Annotated in this window: 14 protein-coding genes; 1 reads left to right on the top strand and 13 read right to left on the bottom strand. The window is 63.9% G+C overall.

The features are described from left to right. The first annotated feature begins 3 nt into the window (after positions 1–3). Complete coding sequence (gene treY / locus MP11Mi_RS14360; RefSeq protein WP_420039573.1) at positions 4–2,352, top strand: malto-oligosyltrehalose synthase; 2,349 nt, start codon at positions 4–6, stop codon at positions 2,350–2,352. On the opposite strand, the gene MP11Mi_RS14355 is transcribed toward treY, so the two are convergent. The 13 genes from MP11Mi_RS14355 to dnaE form a co-directional block, all read right to left on the bottom strand. Next, positions 2,353–3,123: a hypothetical protein gene (locus MP11Mi_RS14355; RefSeq protein WP_420039572.1), complete on the bottom strand. Its 771-nt coding sequence runs from the start codon at positions 3,121–3,123 to the stop codon at positions 2,353–2,355. A gap of 7 nt (positions 3,124–3,130) precedes the next feature. Continuing rightward, the gene (locus MP11Mi_RS14350; RefSeq protein WP_420039571.1) at positions 3,131–4,294 is read right to left on the bottom strand and encodes an MlaD family protein; all 1,164 of its coding nucleotides are present in this window, start codon (positions 4,292–4,294) and stop codon (positions 3,131–3,133) included. Continuing rightward, positions 4,291–5,382 carry an MCE family protein gene (locus MP11Mi_RS14345; protein WP_420039570.1) on the bottom strand — a complete coding sequence of 364 codons (1,092 nt, stop codon included), beginning with the start codon at positions 5,380–5,382 and terminating at the stop codon, positions 4,291–4,293. Before MP11Mi_RS14345 ends, MP11Mi_RS14350 begins: the two co-directional genes overlap by 4 nt. A gap of 20 nt (positions 5,383–5,402) precedes the next feature. After that, positions 5,403–6,515 (bottom strand): MCE family protein, encoded by a 1,113-nt coding sequence (locus MP11Mi_RS14340; RefSeq protein ID WP_420039569.1) that lies wholly within the window; start codon positions 6,513–6,515, stop codon positions 5,403–5,405. Further along, a complete protein-coding gene (locus tag MP11Mi_RS14335) occupies positions 6,509–7,501 on the bottom strand; it encodes an MCE family protein (RefSeq protein WP_420039568.1) in 993 nt (330 codons plus the stop codon). The genes MP11Mi_RS14340 and MP11Mi_RS14335 overlap by 7 nt, the downstream gene beginning before the upstream one ends. Further along, positions 7,498–8,532 (bottom strand): MlaD family protein, encoded by a 1,035-nt coding sequence (locus MP11Mi_RS14330; protein ID WP_420039567.1) that lies wholly within the window; start codon positions 8,530–8,532, stop codon positions 7,498–7,500. Before MP11Mi_RS14330 ends, MP11Mi_RS14335 begins: the two co-directional genes overlap by 4 nt. Further along, on the bottom strand, positions 8,529–9,833 hold the full coding sequence (locus tag MP11Mi_RS14325; protein ID WP_420039566.1) for an MCE family protein: 1,305 nt from the start codon (positions 9,831–9,833) through the stop codon (positions 8,529–8,531). Before MP11Mi_RS14325 ends, MP11Mi_RS14330 begins: the two co-directional genes overlap by 4 nt. A 7-nt stretch (positions 9,834–9,840) precedes the next feature. Further along, positions 9,841–10,707 (bottom strand): ABC transporter permease, encoded by an 867-nt coding sequence (locus tag MP11Mi_RS14320; RefSeq protein ID WP_420039565.1) that lies wholly within the window; start codon positions 10,705–10,707, stop codon positions 9,841–9,843. Between the two features lies 1 nt (position 10,708). Next, complete coding sequence (locus tag MP11Mi_RS14315; RefSeq protein ID WP_420039564.1) at positions 10,709–11,566, bottom strand: MlaE family ABC transporter permease; 858 nt, start codon at positions 11,564–11,566, stop codon at positions 10,709–10,711. Between the two features lie 300 nt (positions 11,567–11,866). Beyond that, positions 11,867–13,234 (bottom strand): threonine ammonia-lyase IlvA, encoded by a 1,368-nt coding sequence (gene ilvA, locus MP11Mi_RS14310; RefSeq protein ID WP_420039563.1) that lies wholly within the window; start codon positions 13,232–13,234, stop codon positions 11,867–11,869. Next, on the bottom strand, positions 13,215–13,544 hold the full coding sequence (locus tag MP11Mi_RS14305) for a hypothetical protein (RefSeq protein WP_420039562.1): 330 nt from the start codon (positions 13,542–13,544) through the stop codon (positions 13,215–13,217). The genes ilvA and MP11Mi_RS14305 overlap by 20 nt, the downstream gene beginning before the upstream one ends. Positions 13,545–13,604: 60 nt before the next feature. Beyond that, positions 13,605–14,201 (bottom strand): IMPACT family protein, encoded by a 597-nt coding sequence (locus MP11Mi_RS14300; RefSeq protein WP_420039561.1) that lies wholly within the window; start codon positions 14,199–14,201, stop codon positions 13,605–13,607. A gap of 4 nt (positions 14,202–14,205) precedes the next feature. Beyond that, positions 14,206–17,739, bottom strand: a complete 3,534-nt coding sequence (gene dnaE, locus MP11Mi_RS14295; protein WP_420039560.1) for a DNA polymerase III subunit alpha — start codon at positions 17,737–17,739, stop codon at positions 14,206–14,208. Positions 17,740–17,753 lie beyond the last annotated feature (14 nt).

The raw sequence follows: 17,753 nt of genomic DNA, 5'->3' as shown, positions 1-17,753 counted from the left end.
GCCATGACGACAGTCCCGGCCGACCCGGTCGCGACATACCGTGTCCAGTTGACCCCGGACTTCGCGTTCGCCGAAGTGGCCGGCATCCTCGACCATCTCGTGGATCTCGGGATCAGCCACCTCTATTTGTCGCCGATCCTGGCAGCAATGCCCGGTTCGTCGCACGGCTACGACTGGTGTCCGCCGGCCCGAATCTCCCCGGAGCTCGGCGGAGCCGACGGCTACCGCCTGCTGCGCGCGCACGCGAGAGCCGTCGGGATCGGGATCATTCTGGACATCGTCCCCAACCATCTCGGAATCTTCGACGCTCACCACAACGACTGGTGGGCCGACGTCATGCGCAATGGCTCTGACTCCGCGTACGCCGAATTCTTCGATCTCGACTTGGATTTCGGCGACGGGACACTGTGCCTGCCGTGGCTGCCCGCGGACGGCGGCCTGTCTGAACTGCGTGTGTCCAACGGCGAGCTCTGGCTCGGTGACCGCTATCTACCGACTGCCGACGGCACCCACATACCGGGCGCGACCCCCGGCCAGGTCCTCGCCGCCCAGCGCTATCGGCTCGTCCCGTTCGACAGCCGCCAGATCGGCTACCGCCGATTCCTCGCCGTCAACGACCTCGCGGCCCTCCGTCAAGAAGTGCCCGAGGTGTATGACGCCTCGCACGCCTGGCTCCGCGAACTCGCGGCCGACGACATGTTCGACGGAGTCCGCGTCGATCACCTCGACGGACTCACCGATCCGATCGGCTACTGCCGCAGGCTTCGTGTCGACATCGGCGATCGACTGCTGTATGTGGAGAAGGGACTGAGCGTCGGCGAACGCCTCGATCCGGAACTGCCGGTCGACGGGACGACCGGCTACGAACAGCTCCGGCTGATCGAGTGCGCGTTCACCGCCCCCTCCGGGGCCGTCGAACTGTCGGAGGTCTACCACCGGATCACCGGTTCGTCCGGCGACGGCGACGAACTGAACGCTCGAGCTGTGGCGCTGCGGCATGTGACTCTCGTCGACATGTTCTCCGACCGCCTACGACGCGCCACCGCGCTGTTCGCCCAGACGGCGCCCGAGGTGCCCGTCCACAACGTCCAGCAGGCGGTCGCCACAATGATCTCCGGCGCGCGACTCGCGCGACCCGGCTACCCGTCTTCGAACCCGATCGTCATGGAGACGATCGCTCGACTGCGGGTCGCGAATCCGTCGATGACCGAGGGACTCGACGTGCTCGCGCGCGCGTTCGACTCGCCCGAACGTGCACCGCAGGCCGTTGCCCGGCTCGGTGAGGCCGTCGCAGCGGTGTCGGCGAAAGCGATCGAAGACATCGGCTTCCACCGCACCGCACGTCTCGTCTCGGCGAACGAATTGGGCTGTACCCCATTGGTGCCCACCGCCAACCGTGATGAGTTCCACGGCACGCTGGCCGTGCGGGCCCGCGACTGGCCGCGTGCGCTGTCGGCATTGTCGACCCACGACACCAAACGCAGCGAAGACGTGCGCGCCCGAATCACGATGATCGCACAGACCCCGCAACGCTGGACGGTGCTCGTCCTGACACTGTGGCAGGCCGCTCCGCCGCCGCACGCGCAGACCGCATACTTTCTACTCCAGAATCTGGTCGGGGTCTGGCCCGACTCCGGGATCCCGGACGCGAGCCTCCGGGCACGCTTCCGCGACTACGCCCGCAAAGCCATGCGCGAAGCGCGGCTCATCTCGTCGTGGACTGCCGTCGACGACGACGCCGAGGCTGCGGTCCTCGACTGGATCGACCGACTGCTCACCGGGACTCCGGCCGATCTGATCAGCGACTTCGTCGCCGTCATCGCCGAACCCGCGCGCGACGAGTCGATCTCCCGCAAGGCGCTGTCATTGTTGACACCCGGTGTCGGCGACGTCTATCAGGGCACCCAGTGGTGGGACGACTCGCTCACCGACCCCGACAACCGTCGCCCCGTCGACTACGGGCCATCTGTCGACTATGGGCGCTCTGTTGCCGACCGGCGGGGCCTCGACCACCCGAAAGCCCAGATGATCGCGACCGCGCTCGCCGCTCGACGGCGCCACCCGGACTGCTTCGGTCCCGGCGGCGGATATGCGGGAGTCGTCTGCCGCGGCCCGAGCGGCAGCCACGTCATCGCATTCACTCGGGACGACGCCGACGGCGCACCACAGGTTCTGGTCGCCGTTGTCCGGCTGGCGCACACGTTCCGCCCGGGCATCGCGCGCGAGCACGCCGTCATCCCGCTGCCGCCCGGCGTCTGGCGGGACGCCTTCACCGGTACCGACCACTATGGCTCGGTCACCGCCGACGTCGTCTTCGGGGACCGGCCCGCTGTCGTGCTGGAACGGTTGTGATCAGCCTGCGGGCTGGGTCGGGGCGGCCGGTGCGGGGATCGGCTGCTGGGCCTGGTCGGTCGACTCGCCCGCCATCCCCGGCACGGCCTGAATGTTCGACACCAGCCAGTCGCCGTCGGACTTCTCGAGTGTCAACTGGATGAGAGTGACGGCGTGGCCGCCGCTCGGTGCCACCGCCGAAGTACCGGTGAACTCGAAGCTCACTACCGTCACAGCGTGGTCCCTCGAGAACGACTCGACCATCGTCGAGTTGACCTTCGTCGAGACGTTCTCCAGCTTCTGCGTGTCGCGCCATTGCACCGTCTCCGGCGCCGACTTATCGATCTGTTCCTTCTGCTTGCCCGTCGAGAGCGGTCCGACCTTCGCCTTCAACTGATCGGCCGACGCCCCTTCCTCCAACAGGACACCGAAGTACTCGGTGATGTAGTGGGCCGATGCGGCCTTGCTGTCGTCGAATGCGTTCAGTTCCTGCTTGGTGTCGTACCACTTCCACCCGCAGAAGCCGAGGACCACGAGGACCGCGAGGGCGACGAGCGCCGCGCCGATACGCGTCAATGCGCGCGCCGACACCGTGAACTGCTTGTCACGTGAGGCGTCGGCCGACTCCGCTCGGGCCTGCGCCTTCGCATTGGCCTTCGCGGTGACACCGGTGGCGGTCTTCTCGTCAGCGGTCGATTCCTCCGGCGACTTCACGAGGTCGACGGCGTCGGCCTCGGTCTCCTGTCCTGCGTCGTCGGTGGCGTTCTCGATCTCAGAATCCTCGGGCTTCATACATCCTTCACTTGTCCAGTGGAACCGATCGTGCATTCGGATCGTAGTTCGGCGGTGGTCCCGCAGTGTCGTCGCCCTTCGGACGCGGGGCGTTTTTCGAGCCGCGAGTCTGCAGGGTCGGATCCTTGGTCTCGCAGTACAGGTTGGTCGGAACCGCCAACTCCAGGATCTTGGTCGGGCGGACCGGCGCCAAGGCGTAGTTGCAGGCCGGTCGTGGGTACACCGACGCTAATGCCCACCAAGCGCCGTCGTGGAACATCTTCTGCGCCTGAATGCCGCCGTCGCGAATCGACGGGAACAGGTTCGCCAGGGTGGGAGCGCGCAACGCACCCTGCTGGCCGATGTCCAAGAACTGTTTGAGGACGTCGCTAACCGGGTCGGTGATTGTCGACAGCGATCCGGCGAGCGAGGAGAACTGTGCGGGACCGCGGCCCAGCAGTTCCCGGATCTCGCCGTCGGAGTTCGCGACTGCCGTCATCAGTTCGTTGGTTCCGGTGGCGAGCTTGCCGAAGTCGGGCTGGACGTCGGCCGTCGTCTTGAAGATCGTCCCGAGATTGTTAATGAGCGTGGTCGTCTGCGGTAGCACCCGTGCGAGGTCGGCGAAGATCACACCTCCCGAATGGAAGATCGACTTGAGCTGGTTCGGCCCCTTGTCGTTGAGGGCGACCTCCAGTTCTTGCAGCGTCGACGTCAACTTCGGCGCATCGATCTGGCTGATCACGTCCAACGTGGACTGCAACATCGACGAGAACGCGACGGTCACATGAGTCTGGTCACCCATCTCGATGGTGTCGCCGTCGCCCAAGTAGGGGCCGTCGTTGGTGGCCGGCGTGAAGTTCACGTACTGTTCGCCCGCCGCCGACAGGCCGAGAGCCGACACCGCCGACTTCTTGTTGATCTTCACATCGTCGTCCAGCCGGAGGTGGACTTCGACGCTCGACGGGGTCACCTGGATGTCGCGGACCTCGCCGATCTGCGAACCGCGGAGCATCACCTTGCTGGTGCCTTGCAGCCCACCCGATTCCGGGAAGTTCACCGTGACGTCGTAGGTGCCCTGCCAAGGACGCCAGCTCAACGCCCCGAACGCCAGGTATGCCAGGCCGAGCACCATCACCACGACGAGTCCGAGGTTGCCGATGATGATCTTGTGTTTGGTCAGCCACTTCTTCATCGCTGTCCCCCAGTCTTGCCGGTGAGCATCGCGAGCAGACGAGCTACCGTCACTTGGAGGGCATGGTCACCCTGCGTGATGTCGGAGGCATCCGGCAGACGCGACGCCGAGTCGAATCCGACACCGGGTGAGAGCCAGAAAACCTTCGCGGAGACTGAGGCAGCCGAACTCGCCGTCGACTTGGCCCACTTCGGAGTCAACTCCGCCACCCGGTCCGACAGCGGCCCGAAGATGGGCGCCGACTCGTTGAGCGCATCCATCGTCGTATTGAGATTGACAAGCAGGTCGCTGAAGTTCTGCTTCTCCGATTTCAAGAAGTCGTTGGTCGCGGACGTCACCTTGTTCGACTTGTCGAGGGTGGTGAGGATCGATCCGACCTGACCGTCGACGGCGTCGATCGCTGCCGGAAGCTTGTTGACCGACGCGGCGATTTGCGACCGGCCGTCCGCGAGTTCCTTGGTCAGGTCCGCGGTCGCCGCCATCGCCCTGTCGACTTCACCGGAGTTCTTGTTGAACTTGTCGATCGCCGTCGTGAACCCCTCGATCGCACCGTGCAGTTCGGGCGCATTCCCACCGACCGCGGTCGACAGCTCAGTGAAGATCCGCTGTAGCGCGCTCACCGATCCGCTGTCGACCAGACCCGTCGCACTGATGAGCAGATCCTCGACCGTTGCCGCAGCCGATGTCGGCCCGGTCAGCGTTCCGCCGTCGGCGACGACGCCCTTTGACGGGTCTTTCGGCGGGACGAGAGCGACGAACACGTCGCCGAGCGGGGTCGCCTGACGGAGTTCGGCGCCCGTCCCGACGGGCAGATCCACACTCTTCGACACCGACATCGTCACATTCGCCCGATAGTTCTCGGCGACGATGTCGTCGACTTCGCCGACGTCGGTGCCTGCCAGGCGAACCTTCGCCTTAGCAGGAAGGTTGAGCGCATTCTCGAACGACGCGTGGACGGTGATCGCGTCACCGATGCCGCCCGGGGCTGGCAGCGGGATCTGCTCCACGGTGACGCCGGGGACCGCGCCGCACGCGGCCAGGCTGACCGTGGTGGCCAACGCGACGACTGCTGCGCCGACCTTCCTCATGTATGGCTTCCGCATGCGTGTCATTTCGTCAACAGCCCCAACAGTCCCGAGTAGATGCCCATGTCGGGACCGAAATCGTTGAGACGCCCGGTCCGGCAGCCCTTCTTGTCCACGTTGATCGCCTCACAGAGAGTCGCAGTGAGTTCGTTGTCTACCAGCGACTTGTCGAGCAGCACCGACGCTCGCCACGCGCCCTGCTCGGCCGAGATCGAATTCGACAGGTTCTGGAAGAGCAGCGGGGCGACGTCGATCGATTCGACGACCTGCCGCGAATAGTCCGACAGATTCGCGATGACCGAGCTCAAACGTCCGGTCGACGAACTGATCGTGCCCGAGTTGTTCGCCAGGAATTCGGAGGTGTTCGTCAGTGTGCGGTTCAGGTCGTCGAGCGACGAGACGAGGCCGACCGACTGGTCGCCGAGCATCTGCGACACCGTCGTCAGGGACGACGAGAACTGCAACATTTTCGGATAGTTGTCGGTCAGCGCAGTCGTCAGCTTGCTCATCGACTTGAGGATGTCGACGATCGCGTCACCGTTGTCGGCACCGGTCTTGCCCGCCTTCGCCAACCCGTCGAGCGCTTCCTTGAGACGTTCACCGTTGCCGTCGGCGATACCGGAGGTGATGTCGACGAGGTCGGCGATCGGTCCCTCGCCCGGCTTGTCGCCGGACAGGTTCACGACCAGCTTGTCGATCGAATCGAACAGGGTGCCGATTTCGACCGGAGACTTCGTGTGCTTGATGACGTCGTCGCCGCCGAGGGTCGGACCGCTCGTGTACGCAGGCGTCAGCTCGACGTGGCGGGTCGTCACGATCGAAGTGTTGACGATCGCGGCCGTGACGTCGGCAGGCACCGAGACGTCGTCGTCGACGGTCATCTCGACCTTCACACGGGTGCCTTGCGGCTCCACCGACAGGATGCGGCCGACCGGCATGCCGAGGACGGCGACGTCGTTGCCCTCATACAGGCCCGACACGTCGTCGAAATAGGCGGTCACGGTCTTCGACTGCCCCAGTGCCGACGACCAGCTCGCGGGCATCAGGGAACACCCGGTCACCGTGAGTACGGTGACCGCCGTCATCGCGACCGCTGCGACCGCTCGCCGCGTTCGGGTTCGCGTCGCCGTCAGCATCCGTCCACCACCTTCGCCAGGCACAGCCAGTTATCGGGGAAGATGCCCCACGGGAGATAACCGTTGGCGTACGGACCGTCACCCACCAAGTTGTTGGTCAGACGCGCCGTGACGGGCAGCACCTCGAGCATCTTCCGCAGGTTGTCACGGTTCTTCTCCAGACCAGACGAGATGGTGTCGAGGTTCGCCATCACCGGCGCGAACTGGTTGCCGTTCTCCGCTGCCACCGCCCGCGCCTGCTCGGTGAGTTCGGCGACACCGTCGAGCATGCGGGTGACTAGTCGTTCTCGAGTCTGGATCTTCGTCGCGAGTTGGGCGCCCTGACCGACGATGATCGACAGCTGGAACTGGCTGTTCTCCACCTGCTCGGTGACCGCCTTGGTGTCGGTGAGGAGCTGGCCGATCTGATCGGTCCGGTTGTTGATGACCGCAGACATCCTGGTCAACGCGTCGAGGGTCGGCTCGGCGATCGCAGGAGCACCCTTGAGCTGGGTGTTCAACGTGCGGATACTGTTCGCGAGATCGTCCGCTTTGATGCCGGCCAGCACCGGTGTGCCCTTTTCGAGGGTCTTCTGCAGGTCGTACGGGACGCGCGTGGTCTTGATGCGCTCACCGTCCAACTCCCTACCGGATTCGCCGAGTACGACGTCGACGTAGCGTTGCCCGAGGAGGGTCGACATCTTGATCTCGGCGGAACCGTCCTCGCGGACGTTCACGTCGGTGTCGACCTTCATCGTGACCTTCACGTGGTCGCCCGCCAACTCGGTGTCGGAGACCTCACCGACGTCGATGCCTGCGACGCGAACCTTATCGCCGGTCCGCAGTCCGCCTGCCTGGATGAAGTCACCCGTGTAGGTCTTCTTTCCGATGTTCGCCGAGCTGATGCCGACGATCGCGACGAGCAGGACGACGATGCCGATCGCACCGAAGATGCCGTACCAAAGTCCACGACGGTCGCCGAAGGATGAACGCAAACGATTCTTCACTGGCACACCACCGAATGTTGGGTTCCGCCGATCTGTGTGATCAGCCCCGGCGGCAGCAGGACGTCGCCGATCGAGATGTCGAGTTCACATGCGTAGATGTTCAAGTAGGCACCCTGCATCATGACGAGTGGGAAGTGGCCGAGGAACTCTGGAAGAACGTCGGCCATGGTGTCGAGCTTGCTGCCCTGGCCGATGAGTTTGGTCGTGGCTTCGCGAGCCGCAGTGCCGGCGTCGCGCAGCGACCCCCGGTTCTCGGCGAGCACATCCGCGAATCCGTCGGCAGTCGTGCCGATCTGATCGATCGACTTGCCGAACGCGGCCGAGTTGCCGTTCAAGTTCTCGACGAGTTTCGAGGCGCTGTCGATCAATGTCTGCACCTGCTTGCCCTGCGACGCGAGTTCGCGCATCACCACCGAGAGGTTCGTGATGATCGAACCGAGCACCTGGTCGCGGTTTGCCATGTCGTTGGCCACCTGACCGATCTCCGACAATGTCCGAGACAATGACACCTCGTCACCCTGGAACGTCTTGATCAGGCTCTCCGAAAGCGAGTTGACCTGTTCGGGAGTCAGGGTGTCGAAGACCGGCTGGAAGCCGGCGAGCAGCTTCGTGACGTCGAACGAGTCCTCACCGGGGAGGTGGAGCGTCGATCCCTTGTCCAGTTCCGGCCCGGGCTTGTCGCCGTCGAGGTTCAACGCGAGGTATCGCTGCCCGATCAGGTTCTGGTAGCGGATCGCGGCGCGTGTATTGCCGTAGACGTGTTGGCCGTCCTGCACTTCGAACGTGACCCTGGCGCGTCCGTCGTCGAGCTCGATGTCCTGGACGCGGCCGACCCGAACACCAGCCATGCGGACATCGTCGCCCGAAGCGAGGCCGGACGCGTCTCCGAACGTAGTGGCGTAATCGGTCACCTTGCCCTGCACGGAACGGTCCAGGGTCGACCAGATCAGATACGTCACGAGGAGTGCGACCACTGCGAACACGCCGAAACCAATCAGCGGCTTACGGATGCCGTCGGTGTTCTTACTCATCGCTGTCCCTCCTTCTCCGGCGCAACCGAGACCAACGGCCCGAGCATCAAGGTCTCCGCGGACGTCGGCTTGCGACCCAGCGCGGTGCCAAGCGTCTTGGAGTCCTGCGACGTCGAGACGCCGCGAGCCTTCTTCGCATTACGGTTCCGGTCGGGTTGCATGCCGCCTTCGGGATACACCAGCAGCGGGCCCGACTGTGTCGGACCGGTACCCGTGCCCGGCCCGACACATCCGGGGCCGCGGAGCTGACCGTACGGCCCGCCGTCGTACACGGGACAATTCTGCTTGGTGTACATCCGGTAGGCGCCGAAGTTGATGCCGAGGTTCAGCTGTACGTGTCCATTGACACCGGTGAAGACGCCGAGCACACGGCCTGCGAGCACGTACAGTTCGTGCAGAGCCTGGGGCATAGCGTCCGGGTCGAGCATCGTCGCACCCAGCGTGGTGTTGAGGTCGCGGACCACGCGCTTTCCGGCGTCGCCGTTCTTTGCGAACAGTGCCTGTGTGGTGTCGAGGAGGTCCTGGCTGTTCGAGAGCAGCGCGGTGAGATCGTCCTGTTTCTCGGCGATCGTCAACGCGGGCTTTACCGACTTGCCGAGGGTGTCGAGCAGAGTTGGCGTTGAGGACGCCAGCCCTTCGATGGCAGTGGTGAAGTTGTCGAAGCCCGACGGAGCGCCCGGCGGGAACTGCGCGTTGATGGTCTTCCAATAGGAGTCGAGGACTCCGACGAAGGTCGAGAATGTGGCTCCGCCGCCGTCGAGTGAATCGGCGATGGTGCCGAGCACCATGCCGAGGTCCTCCGGTGGGACGCTGCGCAGCAACGTCCGCAATTCGTTCTGAGCATCTTGGAGCCGGATCGTCGGCTCCGACGTATCGGCCTTCACGACGTCGCCGTCGGACAGTCGGCCGTCCGACGGGTGTTCGGGACGGATGAGTTCGACCGAGTTCACGCCGAACAGGTTCGACGGCACGGTCCGCGCCGTCGTGTTCGCCGGAATCCCGTCCGCCTGCTTCGGTTCGAGAAGCATCTCGACGTCTCGCTGCTGTTCCGACGACGAGCCGACGACCGAGACGGAGTCGACTTCACCGACGATCATGCCGTTGTAGCGGACGTCTGCCCCGCTGATCAGTCCGTCACCGACATCGGTCAACGATGCCGACACCTCCGTGTGGTCCTCGAACTTCCCCTCATACCGTGCCCACAAAAGTCCGAGCACCACTAGACCGACGACGGCGAAGATGACTCCTCGCACGAAGTACGTCGCCATCGACGGATCGCGTCCACCTGTATCGATCTTCATGCCGCGCCTACCCCGATATCCTGATTCCGGCGGTCAAACCCCAGAACACGAGTGTCAAGACCAGATTCGCGAACACGATCGTGATGATCGACAACCGGATCGCGTGGCCCGCCGCGATGCCGACACCTTCCGGTCCGCCGGACGCAAAGTAGCCGTAATAGCACTGGATGAACGTCGTCAACAGCACGAACACGATCACCTTGATGAACGAGAAGACGACGTCGCGGGACAGGATGAACGATTCGAAGTAGTGCAGGTACGTTCCGGAGCCTTCACCGCTCTGCACCTGAAACATCACCTGGCAGGCGATGTAATTCGCGGCGAGCGAGATCGCGTACAGCGGGACGATCGACAGGACTGCGGCCGCCATCCGGGTGGTCACCAGGTACGGCAGCGGGCGGATCGCGATGGATTCGAGGGCGTCGATCTCTTCACTGATGCGCATCGAGCCGAGCTGCGCGGTGAATCGGCATCCCGACTGCGCAGTGAACGCGGTCGCCGCGAGGAGCGGCGCTATCTCGCGAGTCGTGGCGAACGCCGAAAGTCCACCGGTCAACGGCGACATGCCGAGTAGGTTCAGCGCGGTGTACCCCTCGATACCGACGGTCGCACCGCCCATCACACCGAGGATCACCATGACTCCGACGGTTCCGCCGCCGACGACGATCGCGCCGTTGCCCCACGCGACGTCGGACAGCAGTCGCCAGACTTCTTTCTTGTAGTGGCGGAATGTGATCGGCGCGAGCGCGATCGAGCGCACGAGGAACGTGATCAGGTGCCCCATCGCGACGAGCCCGTCGCGCGGGCCCTCAAGCGCTTTGCGTCCCCACTGGAGCGGTTTCAGAGCTGGCGGGGTATATCGAGACGCTGTCATGTCACACCACCTTCGCTGGAACGACGAGCGCGAACACCTGTGTGAGGACGACGTTCACGGTGAACAGCAACAGGACGGAGTTGACGACGGCCGCGTTGACCGCATTCGCGACGCCTGCTGGACCACCGGTCGTGTTCAGTCCGCGGTCGCAGGCGACGACGGCCACGATCGCCCCGAAGATCACCGATTTCACTAACGCGAAGATCAAGTCCGATGTACTTGCGAACGACGCGAAGGTCCCCGTATAGCTCCCTGGCGTGCCACCTTGCGCGTAGACGTTGAAGACGTAGCCGGTGATGAAGCCGACGAAACAGACGAAACCGCACAGTAGGAACGCGACGAGCATGGTCGCCAGCAGTCGCGGCGAGATGAGCCGCTGGATCGGGTTCACCCCCATGACCTTCATCGCGTCGATCTCGTCGCGGATGGTGCGCGAGCCGAGGTCGGCGGCGATGGCCGATCCGACGGCGCCGGCCAGCAGCAGCGAAGTGACCAGGGGTGCACCCTGCCGGATGACGCCGAGGCCGGTCGCCGCGCCAGAGAACGACGTCGCGCCGATCTGTCCGGCGATGTTAGACACCTGGATGGAGACGATGACGCCGATCGGGATCGCGACCAGAAGTGTCGGGAACACCGACGTCGACGCCATGAAGGCGCACTGCCGGACGAACTCTTTGAAGGGGAATCGCCGTTTGACGATGTCTACGATCAAGACTTTGAAGACTTCGACGAACATCGCCAACTGCCGCCCGAACGTCTCGAACGATTTGGTGACGTGCCCGCGGTACCACTTGCCCGCGCCGCTCTCCGACCATCTCGTGCCGAGCCCGGTTCGCGTACTTACCGTTTCCGTGCTCACTCCCCTACCTTCGCGTCGTCAAACCTCAGGTGGTCAGCCGGTCGGGAAGATCATCCCCCAATGCCCGCCGCGGTCTTCTGCGAGGATTCCCGCCGATTTCCGCTGATCCGTGGATCGAAGCATACACAGTGAGGACAGTTTAGTGTGCACGGAGTCACAGATACTATGCTCGTGTCGCTAACCCCACATACGTAAGCGCAGGTCAATTACCGGCCGGCCTTCGAGACCAGGCGGTTCGGGGCATTCACTGGACGTAACGGAGACGAGAATCGACCCGGGCAGGTCGACTTTCGAACCGCGTCAGGTCAGATACCGGTACGCGGGCGACCCGGGCTCTAGGCGCTCGACATTGAGCCGTGATCGCGCCATCCGGTCCTGTAGGCCGTCCAGCCCGGTCCGATCACCGAGCTCGACGCCGACGAGCGCTTCGCCGGTGTCCCGATTGTTCCTCTTCACGTACTCGAACAACGTGATGTCGTCGTCCGGCCCGAGGACCTCGTCGAGGAAACGACGCAGGGCGCCGGGCTCCTGCGGAAAGTTCACCAAGAAATAGTGCTTGAGTCCGCGGTGCACAAGCGACCGCTCGATCACCTCTCCGTAACGGGACACGTCGTTGTTGCCGCCGGAGACGAGTGAGACCACGCGGGCGTCCGCGGGCAGCGACAGTTCCGCCAACGCGGTCGTGGCCAACGCTCCCGCAGGCTCGGCGATGATCCCCTCGTTCTGATACAACTCGAGCATCGTCGAGCAGACTGCACCTTCGTCGACGTGCATGATCGTGACACTGCCCGGCGACACCTCGACGTCGGCGAGCTCGACGACCGGGACGGCAGGCGTCTGGGCGATACCTTCCAGATCGGGATGTGCGACGACGCGAGCGCCCGCTGCGGCCATCACTGCGTGACCGAGGCCGCCGATCCGTTTGACGGACGCACCGTCGACGAATGGATCGATCACATCCAACGTGTACGGCGACCCGTTGATCAGCGCGGCGGCGAGCGAAGCCGCTCCGCTCGGTTCGACGCCGACGATCGCCACATCGGGCACCACCGCGCGCAGATAGGTGACAATTCCCGCCATGCACCCAGCGCCGCCGACCGGCAGGACGACGACGTCCGGCGCACCATCGAGCTGGTCGACGATCTCTGCACCGATGGTGCCCTGCCCGGAGGCCGTCCTCGGGTCGTCGAACGCGTGGATCCATGTGGCTCCGGTACGCAGTACATCGGCCTGCGCCGCCGACGCCGCTGCGTCGTAGGTTTCCCCTACCGCGATCAGCTCGACGAATCCCTTTCCGTGCCAATTGATCCGGTCGCGCTTCTGCTTGGGCGTCGTGGTCGGCACATAGATCCGGCCGTGCACGCCCATCGTCGCGCACGCGAATGCGACGCCCTGCGCGTGGTTGCCTGCGCTCGCTGCGACGACACCCGCCGCGCGTTCGGCGTCGGACAGTTGCGCCATCACGTTGTACGCGCCGCGGATCTTGTACGAGCGCACGCCTTGCAGATCCTCGCGTTTGAGATACACCTGTGCGCCAGTGTCGGCACTGAGCCGGGGACACGGATCCAGAGGAGTGCGGACGATGACGCCCGCGAGCCGCTCCGCGGCCTCGATAATGCTGCCGCGGTTCAGACCTGGAACAGGACCGTCAGTGCTCTTGGCTGCCACATTCAGTTCTGCGGTGTTCGGACCAGTCGTGTTCGGCCCAGAAATGTTCGGACCAGTGGTGTTCGGCGACGTACTCACGCGCACTATGTTCCCACCGTCGGCCACACCAAGCGTAACCGCCCCACCACACGGCGATCGACGCGATCGCCGCGGTCCATGCGGCGGCGACGGCCGAACCGCCGAACATCAGAACACCCACGACCAGCAGCAACCCGACGCCCGCCGCCGCCAACTTATTAAGCGGCCACCGCGCGCCTGCGAGGTCGATAACCGGAACCGGTCGCCGCACACTCTGAATATGGGTGGTCATACACCCAAGTGTAGCGCATCCCGATCGAAAGATTCGGACACCCGAATCTCGGTGTCCGCTCTAGTCCAGAATCGTCGCCGAGCCCGACGTCACGGACATGACGTGATCGCAGAGCTGCTCTCGCGCATCTGCCGAGACCTCGACGACGAAGTCGACGGCGTCCGCACCATACTCGGTCGACCGCACGGTCGCCATCGAATGCAGATCGGTCGCGACACGGCCTGCGTCGTCGACTCGAACACGCAGTCGAATTACACTCGACGGCACCACCTCGTGGAGCGGAGCCGCGTCCAGGACTGCGGTGGCGCTACCGCCGTAGGCCCGGATCAGGCCGCCCGCACCGAGTTTCACGCCACCAAAGTGGCGGACGACGACGATCGCCGCGTTCACCACTCCCCGCCGTCGCAGAGCGGCGAGGATCGGCGGCCCCGCCGTGCCAGCGGGTTCCCCGTCGTCGGCAGATCGGCTCGTCTGGTGCGGACCAGCACCGATCACGTACGCCCAACAGACGTGGTTGGCTCCGGCCGATGGGACGCGCGCGATGAGCGCCTGGACGTCGCTGGGTGACTCCACAGCCGCCGCCGTAGCAACGAAGCGCGACTTCTTGACGGTTGTCGAGACGACGACCTCGCCCGCGCCCGACCTCAGGACGAGCATCGTCTCAAGTGAGACAGCCGGGACCGAGCAGCGCCTTCAAATCGCCCATCAGCGCGGACGACGGAGTGACCCGCAGCGCGTCGGTGAGCCGAAGTTGGGTCTGCCTTCGGTCGCTGACAAGCGTCACGTGGACGTCGGATGTACCCGGATGCCTGGTCAGGATCTGTTTCAGGTCACTGACACGGTCGGGAGTGCACCGGTTGGTCGGCAACGTCAGAATCAACGGCTTGGTCGCGCCGACCTCGGTCAGGTCGGGTACCGCGAGATCGTTGGCGCTGATCATGAGCGAGTCGTCACGTTTGTTGACGCGCGCCTTCACCAGAACGATGTTGTCTTGCAGGAGGTCCATCCCGTACGCGGTGAACGCACGCGGGAAGAAGTACACCTCGACGCCGCCGACCATGTCTTCGATGGTGACGGCCGCCCATGGCTCGCCCTTCTTGTTGACGCGCCGCGTGACGGACGAGATTATCCCGCCGATCGTGATCTGCGCACCGTCGGAGATGTTGCCCTCCAGAAGGGTGGAGATAGACGTGTCAGTGTGCGCAGAGATCGCGTGTTCGAGCCCGGCGAGCGGGTGCCCGGACACGTAGAGGCCGAGCATGTCGCGTTCGAGCGCGAGCTTGTGTTTGGTGTCCCATTCCTCGTCGGGAATCTTGACCGCGAACACGTCGCCGACGTCGTCTATGTCGGCGCCGCCAAACAGGTCGAACTGGCCGATCGCTTCGGCCTTCTTTGTGCTCATGACCGCGTCGACGGCGTCGGCGTGTACGAGGAACAGTCCCTTGCGCGGATGGTCCATCGAGTCGAACGCGCCCGCCTTGACGAGCGATTCGGTGACCTTCTTGGTGCAGGCGACGACATCGATCTTCCCGAGGTAGTCCGAGAAGTCGGCGTACTTACTCTTCGACTCGCGCGCGGCGATGATCGACGAAACGACCCCGGTGCCCACGTTGCGGATCGCGGCCAGACCGAACCGAATGTCTTCGCCGACAGCCGCGAAGTTTGCCAGCGACTCATTGACGTCCGGCGGGAGGACCGTGATGCCCATCTTGCGGCAGTCCGCCAGGTAGATGGCCGCCTTGTCTTTATCGTCGCCGACCGATGTGAGCAGGCCCGCCATGTACTCAGCCGGGAAGTTGGCTTTGAGGTACGCGGTCCAGAAGGAGACGAGTCCGTAGCCTGCGGCGTGCGACTTGTTGAATGCGTAGCCGGCGAACGGCAGGACGGTGTCCCACAACGCGGTGATCGCGGCCTGTGAGTAGCCGTTGTCGCGCATGCCGTCGGCGAAGCCGTCGTAAGCCTCGTCGAGGATCTCCTTCTTCTTCTTGCCCATGGCCCGTCGCAACAGGTCGGCCTGGCCGAGCGAGTACCCGGCGACCTTCTGGGCGATCTGCATGATCTGCTCCTGGTAGACGATCAGACCGTACGTCTCCGAGAGGATCTCCTTGAGCGGTTCCTCCAACTCCGGGTGGATCGGTCGGATGTCCTGCAGCCCGTTCTTGCGCTTGGCGTAGTCGGTGTGCGCGTTGACGCCCATCGGACCGGGCCGGTACAGCGCGAGGACGGCGACGATGTCCTCGAAGCCCGTCGGCTGCATCATCTTGAGCAGTTCTCGCATGGCCGCGCCGTCGAGCTGGAACACGCCGAGCGTGTCGCCCCGAGCCAGGAGCTCGTAGGTCTTCTCGTCTTCGAGTGGCAGGGTGTCGAGGTCGAGGTCGATTCCGCGGTTGGTCTTGATGTTCTCGATGGCGTCGCCAATGACCGTCAGGTTCCGCAGCCCGAGGAAGTCCATCTTCAACAGGCCGATCGCCTCACACGAGGGATAATCCCAGCCGGTGATAATCGCGCCGTCCTGCGCACGCTTCCACACCGGGATCGCATCAGTCAGCGGCTCAGACGACATGATCACCGCACACGCATGCACACCCGCGTTACGGACCAGCCCCTCCAACCCGAGCGCAGTATCGTAGATACGCTTAACGTCCGGATCAGTCTCGATCAGCGTCCGCACCTCCGACGCCTCGGAATACCGCTCATGTTCGGGATCAGTGATCGCCCACACCGGAATATCCTTGGCCATGATCGGCGGCGGCAGTGCCTTCGTGATCCGGTCAGCGATCGAAAAGCCCGGCTGCCCGAACTGCACGCGCGCCGAATCCTTGATCGCGGCCTTCGTCTTGATTGTGCCGAACGTGATGACCTGCGCGACCTTGTCCTGACCCCACTTATCCGAGGCGTACGTGATCATCTCGCCACGACGGCGATCATCGAAGTCGATATCGATATCCGGCATAGACACACGCTCAGGATTCAAGAACCGCTCGAACAGCAGACCATGCGGGATCGGATCGATATTCGTGATGCCCATCGCGTATGCCACCAACGACCCAGCCGCAGAACCACGACCCGGACCAACCCGAATACCGACCTCAAGCGCGTGAGAGATCAAATCACCAACCACCAGGAAGTAGGCCGGGAACCCCATCTGATTGATCACCGACAACTCGTACTTCGCCCGATCGAGATAATCGGTGGACACGACCTCACCAGCGAATCGACGATCTAACCCGGTCATCACCTCGTGCTCAAGCCACGACTCCTGCGTATACCCCTCGGGCACCGGGAAGATCGGCATCCGGTCGTGGTGAGTGAACACATCCTCGTACGACTGCACACGCTCAGCGATCTCCAACGTCGAATCACAACCGCCGGGCACCACGTCGTCCCACAACTCACGCATCTGCTGCGCAGACTTGAGGTAGTAGCCATCACCGTCGAACTTGAACCGCGTCGGATCCGACAACGTCTTACCTGTCTGGATACACAACAACGCCTCATGCGACGACGCATGATCACGCGTCACGTAATGACAATCGTTGGTCACCAACGGCTTGATCCCGAGCTTGCGACCCACATCCAACAAACCCGACCGGACCCGCTGCTCGATCTCCAGACCGTGCTCCATCAACTCCAGATAGAAGTTGTCCTTACCGAAAATTTCCTGCCACTTGGCTGCGGCCGCCACCGCCTCATCCTCATGCCCCAGGCGCAACCGCGTCTGCACCTCACCCGACGGACACCCCGTCGTGGCGATGATCCCCTCAGCATGCTCAGCGATGATCTCCGCATCCATCCGCGCCCACTTGCCCAACTGCCCCTCAAGCGACGCCATCGACGACAACTTGAACAGATTCCGCAACCCAGTCGCGTTCTCAGCGACCATCGTCATATGCGTGTACGCGCCCGAACCCGACACATCATCGGACTTCTGATCCCGACTGCCCCACAACACACGTTTAGTGTTGAACCGCGACTCCGGTGCGACATACGCCTCAATCCCGATGATCGGCTTGATGTCGAACTTGCGCGCCGTGTTGTAGAAATCCGACGAACCATACATATTCCCGTGATCGGTCATCCCGATCGCGGGCATCTCCAACCGCTTCGCCTCGGCGAACAACGGAGACATCTTCGCCGCCCCGTCCAGCATCGAGAACTCGGTGTGATTATGCAGATGAACGAAAGACCCGGACACGCTGGCGACTCCCC

Source organism: Gordonia abscondita (assembly GCF_032711245.1).
In the GTDB taxonomy this organism is placed as follows: domain Bacteria; phylum Actinomycetota; class Actinomycetes; order Mycobacteriales; family Mycobacteriaceae; genus Gordonia.
The sequence above is the reverse complement of the archived record's forward strand: the minus strand, read 5'-3'. Positions and strand labels throughout refer to the sequence as shown.

Bases quoted from the DNA above. Each gene is read 5' to 3' on its own strand.
- treY (WP_420039573.1), top strand. From the start codon at position 4: ATGACGACAGTCCCGGCCGACCCGGTCGCGACATACCGTGTCCAGTTG.
- MP11Mi_RS14355 (WP_420039572.1), bottom strand. From the start codon at position 3,123: ATGAAGCCCGAGGATTCTGAGATCGAGAACGCCACCGACGACGCAGGA.
- MP11Mi_RS14350 (WP_420039571.1), bottom strand. From the start codon at position 4,294: ATGAAGAAGTGGCTGACCAAACACAAGATCATCATCGGCAACCTCGGA.
- MP11Mi_RS14345 (WP_420039570.1), bottom strand. From the start codon at position 5,382: ATGAGGAAGGTCGGCGCAGCAGTCGTCGCGTTGGCCACCACGGTCAGC.
- MP11Mi_RS14340 (WP_420039569.1), bottom strand. From the start codon at position 6,515: ATGCTGACGGCGACGCGAACCCGAACGCGGCGAGCGGTCGCAGCGGTC.
- MP11Mi_RS14330 (WP_420039567.1), bottom strand. From the start codon at position 8,532: ATGAGTAAGAACACCGACGGCATCCGTAAGCCGCTGATTGGTTTCGGC.
- MP11Mi_RS14325 (WP_420039566.1), bottom strand. From the start codon at position 9,833: ATGAAGATCGATACAGGTGGACGCGATCCGTCGATGGCGACGTACTTC.
- MP11Mi_RS14320 (WP_420039565.1), bottom strand. From the start codon at position 10,707: ATGACAGCGTCTCGATATACCCCGCCAGCTCTGAAACCGCTCCAGTGG.
- MP11Mi_RS14305 (WP_420039562.1), bottom strand. From the start codon at position 13,544: ATGACCACCCATATTCAGAGTGTGCGGCGACCGGTTCCGGTTATCGAC.
- MP11Mi_RS14300 (WP_420039561.1), bottom strand. From the start codon at position 14,201: ATGCTCGTCCTGAGGTCGGGCGCGGGCGAGGTCGTCGTCTCGACAACC.